This window comes from Pseudomonas sp. 273 (genome assembly GCF_029201425.1).
Taxonomy (GTDB): domain Bacteria; phylum Pseudomonadota; class Gammaproteobacteria; order Pseudomonadales; family Pseudomonadaceae; genus Pseudomonas; species Pseudomonas delhiensis.
On sequence record NZ_CP116775.1, the window covers coordinates 3,367,660 to 3,378,602 of the forward strand.

General features: G+C 70.0%; 3 protein-coding genes and 1 pseudogene. All 4 read right to left on the reverse strand.

Annotation, left to right across the window (positions count from 1 at the left end; all coding sequences use genetic code 11):
- Positions 1-52: 52 nt before the first annotated feature.
- Positions 53-7,875 (reverse strand): annotated as a pseudogene (locus PKO50_RS15690) (amino acid adenylation domain-containing protein).
- A 211-nt stretch (positions 7,876-8,086) separates the two neighbouring features.
- Positions 8,087-8,839, reverse strand: coding sequence for an alpha/beta fold hydrolase (locus tag PKO50_RS15695; protein WP_275630247.1), 753 nt, complete (start codon positions 8,837-8,839; stop codon positions 8,087-8,089).
- Complete coding sequence (locus PKO50_RS15700; RefSeq protein ID WP_089392195.1) at positions 8,840-9,058, reverse strand: MbtH family protein; 219 nt, start codon at positions 9,056-9,058, stop codon at positions 8,840-8,842.
- Positions 9,059-9,384: 326 nt separating this feature from the next.
- Positions 9,385-10,803 carry an aspartate aminotransferase family protein gene (locus PKO50_RS15705; protein ID WP_275630248.1) on the reverse strand — a complete coding sequence of 473 codons (1,419 nt, stop codon included), beginning with the start codon at positions 10,801-10,803 and terminating at the stop codon, positions 9,385-9,387.
- Positions 10,804-10,943 lie beyond the last annotated feature (140 nt).

Sequence of the window (10,943 nt, forward strand, 5' to 3'; positions counted from 1 at the left end):
GGGGAGGCGAACGAAGCGATGGGCCAGGTCCAGGTTCTTGTCGGGTTGCATGTCACACTGCCTCGAGTTCGGTCATGAAGTCGCGGAGATCGTCGAAGTCCGCGTCGCTGCTGGGGGCGTACTGCGCCGCCGAGGCCGCATAGGCCTCCAGGGTTTCGCTCTGGAACATCAGCGCCAGGGGCAGGTTCACGCCCAGTTCGTCCTGCGCCCGCGCGGTGGCTTGAGTGGCCAGCAGCGAGTGGCCGCCCAGGTCGAAGAAGTTGTCCTTCAGCCCCACCTGCGGCAGTTTCAGCACTTCCTGCCAGATCGCCGCCAGTTGCCGTTCCAGCTCGCTGCGCGGCGCCACGTAGTCCTGTTGCAGTTCGCTGATGTCCGGTTGCGGCAGGGCCTTGCGGTCCAGCTTGCCGTTGGGCGTCAGCGGGAGGGTTTCGAGGAACAGCAGCTGTGCCGGCACCATGTATTCCGGCAGATTGGCCTTCAGCGCCGCTTTCAGCGCATCGCGCAGGGTGTGCCGCTGCTCGGCCGAGATCGGTTCGGCCGGCACCACATAGCCCACCAGTTGCTTGCCACTGGCGCCGTCGCGGGCCAGTACCACTGCTTCGCGCACCGCGTCCTGCTCCAGCAGCCGTGCCTCGATTTCGCCCAGCTCGATGCGGAAACCGCGGATCTTCACCTGGTGGTCCACCCGGCCCAGGTAGTCCACCACGCCGCCCGGCCTGGCGCGGGTCAGGTCGCCGCTGCGGTACACGCGCTCGCCGTTGCCGAACGGGTCCGGCACGAAGCGCTCGGCGGTCAGCGCCGGGCGTTCCAGATACCCTCGCGCTACGCCCTCGCCACCCAGGTACAGCTCACCAGCCAGGCCCACGGGCAGCAGGTTCAGCTCGGCGTCCAATACATAGCCGCGGCGTTTGCCCAGCAGTGTGCCGATTGGGGCGTACGCCGCCCCGCACGGGTCTTCCTTGCGGGCCTTCCACAGCAGCGGCGTTACCACTGTCTCGGTGGGGCCGTAGCCGTTGAACAGGTACTGCGGGCGCAGCGCCCGCCAGGCCAGGTCGTAGCTCGCCTGCGGTACCGCATCGCCACCGAAGCAGTACACGCGGGTCGGCGGCGGGTTGCCATCACGTTCGGCGTGTTCGGCCAGTTGTTGCAGGTACACCGGTGGGAATACCGCCAGGGTGACGCGGTGGCGATGCATCTGCGCGTAGGTCTGTTCCGGCAGCCACAGGCTGTCGTCGCGGATCAGCACACGGGCGCCATTGATCAGCGGGTGCATCCAACCTTCATGGGCGCCGTCGAAGGCAAAGGACATGAAGTGCAGTTCGCAGTCGTCGGCATTGGTTTCGTAGCGCTCGCCGGTGGCGCGGATGTGCGAGACCAGCGGCCCGTGGGAGACCGCCACGCCCTTGGGCAGGCCGGTGGAGCCGGAGGTGTAGATCACATAGGCGAGGTTGTCGCCATGCAGCGCCACGGCCGGCGCGCTGGCGGGTTGGTCCTGCCATTCCTCGGCGCGGTCCACCGCCAGGGTCGGCAGCCCCTCCGGCAATGGCAGTTGGCTCTCCAGGTCGCTCTGGGTCAGCACCAGCGCTGCCGCGCAATCCTGCATCATGTACAGCAGGCGTTCGCGCGGATAGGCCACGTCCAGCGGCACATAGGCGCCGCCAGCCTTCAGCACGGCGAGGAAGGCCACCATGGTCTCCGCCGAACGACGCATGGCGATGGCCACCCGTACTTCGGGGCCGACGCCCAGTTCGACCAGGCGGTGGGCCAGGCGGTTGGCCTGGCTATCCAGCTCGCCGTAGGTCAGCCCCTGGTCGGCGAAGATCACCGCCACCGCATCCGGTTTCTCCGCGGCACGGTCCGCCACCAGTTGGTGGATGTGGCGGTCGCTCGGGTAGTGATCCGCGGTGTGGTCCCAGCGCTGCAGTATCTGCGTGCGTTCCGTCCCACCAAGCATTTCCAGCTCGGCCAGGCGCGCCTGCGGGCGCTCGCACAGCGCCACCAGCAGGTTGACGAAATGCTCGGCCAGGCGGGCAACCACGGGCGAGGGCAAAGCCCGGGCGTCATGGTTGAAATGCAGCGCCAGGGTGCTGCCCAGGTGCACACCCAGGGTCAGCGGGTAGTTGGTCTGCTCGCGGCTGTCCACCTCGCCGAAGCGCAGCCCGGCCGGGGCTCCCTGCTGCAGGGCCTCGGCCACCGGGTAGTTCTCGAATACCAGCAGGCTGTCGAACAACGCCTCGCCGCCGCGCCCGGCCCAGCTCTGCACCTCGTACAGCGGGGTGTGCTCGAAGTCGCGCAGGGCCAGGCTGCGCGCCTGGACCTGGGCCACCCACTCGGCCACCGTCTGTTCCGCCTGCGGGCTGCCGACCACCGGCAGGGTGTTGATGAACAGGCCGACCTGCTCCTCGATGCCGGCCAGCTCCGCCGGGCGGCCCGCCACGGTGGCGCCGAAACACACCGTCTCCTGCCCGGTGTAACGGCGCAGCAACAGCAGCCAGGCGGCCTGCACCAGGGTGTTGACGGTCACCTTCTGGCGCTGGGCGAAGGCCCTCAGGCGCTCGCTGGCCGGCCGCTCCAGGTCCCTGCGCAGCAGGCCGTGGCCGCTCTCCCCGTCGTTACCGGCAGACAACGAGAGGGCCAGCCGCGTCGGCGCCTCCAGTTCGGCCAGCTGCTCCTTCCAGAAGGCCTCTTCGGCCTGAACATCGCGCCGCTGCAGCCAGTCGATGTAGTCGCGGAAGGTGCCCGCCGGCACCGCGGGCGCCTGCCCGGCATAGTGCTGGAGCACCTCGCCCAACAACCGCGAGTTGCTCCAGCCGTCCAGCAGGATGTGGTGGTGGGTGTGGATCAGGTGATGGCTGTGCTCCCCGGTGCGGACCAGTGTCAGGCGCAGCAGGGCCTCCCCGGCCAGGTCGAAGCCACGGCGGCGCTCGGCCAGGGCCAGGCGCTGCAGTTCCTCCTGCAGATCCCCCGGCCACGCAGGTCGACCACCGCGAAGGGCACCTCCATTTGCTTACGGAGCCACTGCAGCGGGCGTTCCAGCGTACCGAGGAAGCCGGCCCGCAGCACGTCGTGGCGGGCCACCACGGCCTGCCAGGCGTTGCGGAAACGCTCGACGTCCAGCCCCTCCACGTCCACCCGCAGCTGGTTGACGTAGTCACCCTCCTCCCGCGCGTAGAGGCTATGGAACAGCATGCCCTGCTGCATGGGCGACAGCGGGTAGATGTCCTGTACCGCGGCCAGTTCCAGCGGCAGCGCGTCCAGCTGCGCCTGGTCCAGGCCGGCCAGGGGGAAGTCCGAGGGCGTCGCCCCGGCGTGGCGCGGGTCGCGGCAGTGGTCGATGAGCGCCTGCAGCTCGCGCGCGTAGTCGTCCACCAGGCGCTGCACGCTGGCCGCCTCGAACATTTCCTGGCTGAACGCCCAGCTCAGGTTCAGCTCGCCGCCGTAGACCTGGCCTTCGATGCTCAGCCAGTTGGCCAGCGGCGCGCGCGGGTCCTGGGCCTGGCCGGCGCTTTCCGCGGCCGGCAGCAGCAAGGCGGCTGCGTCGAACTGGCGGTCGAACTGGCCCAGGTAGTTGAAGGTGATGCGCGGCTGCGGCAGCGCCGCCAGGGCCTGCGCCGCCTCGTCGCCGGCCAGGTAGCGCAGCAGGCCGTAGCCGACGCCCTTGTCCGGCACGCCGCGCAGTTGTTCCTTGACCGCCTTGATCGAGGCGTCGATATCGGCGGCCGGCGTCAGGCGCAGCGGGAACAGGCTGGTGAACCAGCCGACGCTGCGGCTCAGGTCCAGCCCGCCGCCCAGGTCCTCGCGGCCGTGGCCTTCCAGTTGCACCAGCAGGCTGGCGTCGCCGGTCCAGCGGCACACCACCCGGGCCAGGGCGGTCAGCAGCAGGTCGTTGACCTGGGTGCGGTAGGCCGCCGGCGCCTCCTGCAGCAACTGGCGGGTGCGCTCGGCGTCGAGGGTCAGGGTGAGCTTGCGTTCGTGGCGGTTCTCCAGCGCGCCTTGCGGGTTGTCGCAAGGCAGGCTGCGCGGGGCGTCGGCCAGTTGCGCCTGCCAGTAGGCCAGTTCGCCCAGGCGCTGCGGCGCCTGTTCGTGCAGCTGGCGCGTCCAGGCCTGGTAGGCGCTGCTGCGCGGCGGCAGGCCGGCGTCCGGCTGTTCGTACAAGTGCTGCAGGTCCTCCAGCAGGATGCGCCAGGACACCCCGTCCACCACCAGGTGGTGGATCACCAGCAGCAGGCGCTGACCACCGTCGGCCAGGTCCACCAGCAGCGCGCGCAGCAGCGGGCCGTTTTCCAGGTCAAGGCTGCGCTGGGCCTCTTCGCAGAGCGCAGCCAGCGCCTCGGGCGAATCGGCCTGGCGCCGCCACAGCGGGCTTTCGGTCTGCTCGGCGTAGGCCTGGTGCCAGGCGCCGTCCGCCTGGCGGAAACGCAGGCGCAGGGCGTCGTGATACGCCAGCAGGCGGGCCAGCGCGCGCTCCAGGCGCTCGCCGTCCAGGCGCTGGCGGGCTTCCAGCAGCAGCGACTGGTTCCAGTGCTGGCGGTTGGGAATGGCCTGCCCGAAGAACCAGTGCTGCACCGGCGCCAGGGCCGCCTCGCCATGGGCCGGGCCCTGTTCCACCGCGGCGGCCGTCAGGGGCTTGGCCACCTGGGCCAGGCCGCGCACGCTCTGGTGCTGGAACAGGTCACGCGGGCTCAGCTGCAGCCCGGCCTGGCGCGCCCGGCTGACCACCTGGATGGCGATGATGGAATCGCCGCCCAGGGCGAAGAAGTTGTCGTCCAGGCCGACCTGGGGAAGGCCCAGCAGGTCCTGCCAGATGGCCGCCAGGCACTGCTCCACCTCGTTGCGCGGTGCCACGTAGTCGGCCTGGGCCACCGCCGCGTCGGGCTTGGGCAGGGCCTTGCGGTCCAGCTTGCCGTTGGGGCTCAGGGGCATCTGCTCCAGGGCCAGCCACTGCGCCGGGACCATGTATTCCGGCAGGCTGGTGGCCAGATGCGCGGCCAGGGTTTCACGCCAGTCATCCTGCTCGGCATCGAGCACGACGTAGCCGACCAGTTGCTTGCCGTCCACGGCCAGCACCGCCGCTTCGCGCACCGATTCGTGTTCCAGCAACCGCGCCTCGATCTCACCCAGCTCGATACGCAGGCCGCGCAGCTTCACCTGGTGGTCGATACGCCCGGCATATTCGATCACGCCGTCGGCGCGGTAGCGGGCCAGGTCGCCGGTGCGGTACATGCGCTCGCCGGCCACGAAGGAGCTGGCGACGAAGCGTTCGGCGGTCAGCGCCGGGCGTTGGTGGTAACCACGGGCCAGGCCTTCGCCGGCCAGGTACAGTTCGCCCAGCACGCCTGCCGGCACCGGCTCCAGGTTGTCGTCGAGGATGTGGCAGCCCAGGTTGGCGATGGGCTGGCCAATGGGGACGGCATCCTTGCCCTCCTCCACGCAGGTCCAGTGGGTGACGTCGATGGCGGCCTCGGTCGGGCCGTAGAGGTTGTACAGGCCGGCCTGCGGTAGCTTGGCGAAGACCTGCTGCTGGGCGTCCACCGGCAAGGCCTCGCCGCTGCAGACGATGCGCTTGAGGCTGGTGCAACTATCGACTGCGGCGTCCTGCAGGAAGGCCTGCAGCATCGAGGGCACGAAGTGCAGCGTGGTCACGCCTTCGCGATTGATCAGTTCCACCAGCTTCGCCGGGTCGCGGTGATCGCCCGGTGCCGCAACGACCAGGCGGGCACCGGTCATCAGCGGCCAGAAGAATTCCCAGACCGAGACGTCGAAGCTGAAGGGGGTCTTCTGCAAGACGGTATCGCCGGCATCCAGGCCATAGGCCTGCTGCATCCAGCACAGGCGGTTGGTCAGCGCGCGATGGCGGTTTCCGGCGCCCTTGGGCTTGCCCGTGGAGCCGGAGGTGTAGATCACATAGGCGAGGTTCTCGCCGTCCACGAGCGCAGCGGGATTGGCGTCGCTGTAGCCTTCCAGCCAATCGCTCTCCTGGTCCAGGTCGATGCGCTGCACCCCCTCGGCCGGGGGCAGGTCAAGGTGCGACTGGCTCAGCAGCAGTTTCACGCCGCTGTCTTCCAGCATGTAGGCCAGGCGTTCGGCCGGGTACTCCGGGTCCAGCGGCACGTAGGCGCCGCCGGCTTTCAGAATCGCCATCAAACCAACGACCATCTCGATGGAACGTTCCACCGCAATGCCCACCAGGCTGTCCGGCCCCACGCCGCGCTCGATCAGGGCATGGGCCAGGCGGTTGGCGCGCTGGTTCAATTCCGTATAGCTCAGGCGCTGCTCGCCGAAGGCCAGCGCCGGTGCATTCGGGTGACGTTCGACCTGCTCTTCGAACAGCTGGTGTACGCCGCGTTGCAGCGGGTATTCGGTAGCCGTGGCATTCCACTGTTTCAGGACCAGCTCGCGCTCACCGGCGTCCAGCATCGGCAGTTCGCCGACCGCCTGTTGCGGGTTCTCGATCATCGCCCGCAGCAGGTTCTGCCAGTGCCGCGCCATGCGTTCGATGGTCGCCGGCTCGAACAGGTCGGTGGCGTAGGTCAGCGCGGCGTACAGGCGGCCGCCCTTCTCGTAGGTGTCCAGGGAAAGGTCGAACTGGGTGGTGCGGCTCTGCCAGTCCAGGCGGCTCAGGCGCAGGCCGGCCACGTCGTCCAGGGCCTCGATGTCGGCCACCTGCGGCTGGTGGTTGTACATCACCTGGAACAGCGGGCTGTGGCTGAGGCTGCGCTCCACCTGGAAGGCGTCCAGCAGGCGCTCGAACGGCAGGTCCTGGTGGGCCTGGGCGCCCAGCACGCTGTCGCGCACCTGGGCCAGCAGGCGCTCCACCGGCGTCTGCCCGTCGAATACCGCGCGCAGCACCTGGGTGTTGACGAACAGGCCGATCAGTCCTTCCACCTCGGCGCGGTTGCGGTTGGCGATGGGTACGCCGACGCGCAGGTCGCCCTCGCCGCTGTAGCGTTGCAGCAACACGTCGAAGCCGCCCAGCAGCAGCATGAACAGGGTCAGCCCCTGGCGCCGCGCGGCGGCGCGCAGCGCTTCGGCCAGTGCCGGCTCCACGGCGAATTCGTAGCGGGCGCCGCGGTAGCTGGCCTGGGCCGGGCGCGGGTGGTCGCCGGCCAGCTCCAGCACCGGGTGCTGCTCGCCGAGCTGCTTGCGCCAGTAGTCCAGTTGGCGTTCCTGCTCGCCGGCCTCCAGCCAGCTGCGCTGCCACAGGGCGTAGTCGGCGTACTGCACCGGCAGTGCCTGCAGCTGCGCCTCGCCGCCCTGGGCGTAGGCGCTGTAGAAGCGGCCGAATTCCTCGATCAGCAGGTTCATCGACCAGCCATCGGAGACGATGTGGTGCAGCGTCAGCAGCAGCACGTGCTCCCGTTCGCCCAGGCGGATCAGGCGCACCCGCAGCAGCGGGCCATTGCCCAGGTCGAAGGGCTGCAGCGACTCGCGCTGGGCCTCCTCGCGCACCCGCGCTTCCCGCTCGTCCGCCGCCAGGGCGCTGAAATCCTCGTACACCACCTGCAGCTCGCCGGGCATGGGCGCCAGCCGCGGGGTGCCGTCCGCACCGGGGACGAACACCGTGCGCAGCGTCTCGTGACGCTCGACCAGGCTGGCGAAGGCGCGCTCCAGGGCCCGGCGGTCCAGCGCCCCGTCCAGGCGCACGGCGCCGGGCAGGTTGTAGGCGCCGCTGTGCGGGTCCAGCTGCCAGAGCAGCCACATGCGTTGCTGGGCGTAGGACGGCCGGTCGCGCTCGGCGCCCGGCACCCCGGCCGGAATCGGGAACAGCGAGAAGTCGACGCCTTCCGCGCTCAGGCTCGCCAGGAACATCCGGCGTTTTTCCAGGGGCAGCTCCAGGAAGCGGCGGGCGAGTTTCAGGGACTGTTCTGCGTTCATCTGTCTTCTTCCGTGCACGTGGGCAACGAGCGCCAGGGCTCGAGTGGGCTCATGGGGAACGGACAGGAACGCCGGAAAATTAGCTTCGCGGCACAGCCGGGGACGGCCGGTCGAAGCGGACTTTCAAAGTGATATCAACTACTTGGCAGCGAGCAACGACGAAAGCCGGGTGCCCTCGCCTGCACCCGGCCCGATCTTCACGCGGCGGACTTCAGAAGGTCGCGGCGGCGGCCGCCGGTGCCAGCGAACCCTCGCCGGCGCGCCAGCGTTGCAGGCGCTGCTCGATGCAGCCCAGCACGGCGGCCTCGTGCTCGTGGATGAAGAAGTGCCCGCCGTCGAACAGTTGCAGCCCGGAACCGGCGCAGGTCTCCTCGCCCCAGGCCCGCAGCTGTTCCTCGCTGGCCTTGTCGGCACGGCCGCCGAGCACCTGGATCGGGCAGGCCAGGGGCGCGCGGCGCTGGTAGCGGTAGCCGCCGCAGAGCAGGAAGTCGGCGCGCAGGATGGGCAGCGTCAGGCTCATCAGCTCCTGGCTGGCCAGCACTTCCTCGGGGGTGCCCTGCAGGTCGCGCAGGTCGGCGATCAGCTCGGCGTCGCTCTTGGGTTCGGCGAAGCCACGGTCGTATTCCGCGCGCCGCGAAGGCGCCGCGGTGCCCGAGGCGAACAGCCCCAGGGGCGTCGGGCTGCCCAGCTCGCGCAGGGCGTAGAGCAGCTCGCAGGCGAGCAGCGCGCCCAGGCTGTGGCCGAGCACCGCGTAGGGGCCCTGGCGCACTTCGTCGTGCAGCTCACGGGCCAGTTGCCGGGCCAGGCCGGCCAGTTCGGTCTGCAGCGGCTCGGCCATGCGCGCGCCACGGCCCGGCAGCTCCACCGGGCGCAGTTGCAGCCAGGCCGGCAGCTTGCGCCGCCAGCGCCCGTAGACCATGGCGCTGGCGCCGGAGTACGGCAGGCAGAAGAGTCGCAGCGCCACTCAGCCGGCCGCCTTTTCCATGTGCTGGCGCAGGCTCAGCGGGCGCATGTCGGTCCAGACTTCCTCGATGTAGGCCAGGCAGTCCTTCTTCAGCCCGCTCTTGCCCACGGCGCGCCAGCCGGCGGGGATTTCCTTGTACTGCGGCCAGATGGAGTACTGCTCCTCGTGGTTCACCACCACTTCGAACTGGATGTCTTCGCGGTCGAATACGGACGTCATTGCACTTTCCTCAACTGGATGGACAGGCCGCCCCGTGGGTGGCCGCTATGGGTTAACGAAGTTGGCGGGGAGAAAATTAGGTGATCTTCGTAGGAGCGAGCTTGCTCGCGAACGGTGCCAGCCGGTGGCTCAGGTGTTTGGGGTTGACGCCGTCCCCTCTCCCCAACCCTCTCCCTGAAGGGAGAGGGGGCCGTTCGGCGTGGGCGGGACGTTCGGCGTCAACCTGTAGGAAGATCGCGGACGGAGTCCGCTCCTACGCTTCCCCCCACACGCTATTCCCCTGTAGGAGCGCGCCCTGCGCGCGATTTCGCGGGCAGGGCCCGCTCCTACGGTTTGCCAGCAGGCACCGCCGCAGCCAGGGCGCGGGCGAAGCGGCGGGCCACCTCGTCGACCTGTTCGGCGCTGATCACCAGCGGCGGCAGGAAGCGCACCACCGCGCCGTGGCGGCCGCCCAGTTCGAGGATCAGCCCGCGGCGCAGGCATTCGCGCTGGATGCGCGAGGCCAGCGCGGGGTTGGCCGGCGGGTGGCCGAGGCTGTCGGCGGCGCCCTCGGGGTCGACCACCTCCACCCCGAGCATCAGCCCGTGGCCGCGGATGTCGCCCAGCTGCGGGTAGCTGCGCTGGAGGATGCGCAGGTGCTCGGCCAGGCGTTCGCCCATGGCCGCGGCGTGGGCCGGGATGTCGTGTTCCTTCAGGTAGCGCATCACCGCGGAGCCCGCGGCCATGGCCATCTGGTTGCCGCGGAAGGTGCCGGCGTGGGCGCCGGGCTGCCAGGTGTCCAGCCAGTCGCGGTAGACCACCACCGCCAGCGGCAGGCTGCCGCCGATGGCCTTGGACAGCAGCACCACGTCGGGGACGATGCCGGCGTGCTCGAAGGCGAACATCCGCCCGGTGCGGCCGAAGCCGGTCTGGATCTCGTCGACCACCAGCGCCACCCCGGCCTTCTCGGTGATGCGCCGCAGGCCGCGCAGCCACTCCAGGTCTGCCGGGACCACGCCGCCCTCGCCCTGGACCACCTCGACCACCACCGCCGCCGGCAGCGGCACGCCGCTCTCAGGGTCGTTCAACACGCTTTCCAGGTAGTGCAGGTTGGCTTTCACCCCGGCCTCGCCGCCGAGGCCGAAGGGGCAGCGGTAGTCGTAGGGGTACGGCAGGAACTGCACGCCGTTGCCCAGCACCGCGCCCAGGGCCTTCTTCGGCCCGAGGTTGCCCATCAGCCCCAGGGCGCCCTGGGTCATGCCATGGTAGCCGCCCTGGAACGACAGCACGGTGCTGCGCCCGGTGGCGGTGCGCACCAGCTTGAGCGCGGCCTCGGCGGCGTCGGCGCCGGTGGGCCCGCAGAACTGGATCTTCGCCTCGCGCGCCAGTTGCGCCGGCAGCAGGCCGAACAGGTCCTGGACGAAGGCGTCCTTGACCGGGGTGGTCAGGTCCAGGGTGTGCAGCGGCAGTTCGTCGGCCAGCACCTGCCGGATCGCCTCGATCACCACCGGGTGGTTGTGGCCCAGGGCCAGGGTGCCGGCGCCGGCCAGGCAGTCGATGAAGCGGCGCCCCTCGACGTCCTCCACGAACAGCCCGCTGGCCTTCTTCAGGGCCAGGGGGATGCGCCGCGGGTAGCTGCGCGCGTTGGATTCCTGGTGGCGCTGGCGCGCCAGCAGCGGCGACTCGGCGAATTCGTAGAGGGTTTCGCCCGCGGCCGGTTCGGCATGGGCAGGCTGGTCATCGATGACGCTGGTAGCGACTTGCATGTCTTCAACCTCGAGACGTGGTGGTGTGCCACGGTTGACGGGTGCCCCGCGATGGCGGAGCGGCTGTAGGGAATAACGCAGCGCGGCGCTCGGGATTTACTGCCGGCCGCGCCCTGCCCCGGCGCCCTTTTCACGGGCGC

Coding starts and splice junctions, on each gene's coding strand:
- PKO50_RS15700 (WP_089392195.1), bottom strand. CDS start 9,058: ATGACGTCCGTATTCGACCGCGAAGACATCCAGTTCGAAGTGGTGGTG.
- PKO50_RS15705 (WP_275630248.1), bottom strand. CDS start 10,803: ATGCAAGTCGCTACCAGCGTCATCGATGACCAGCCTGCCCATGCCGAA.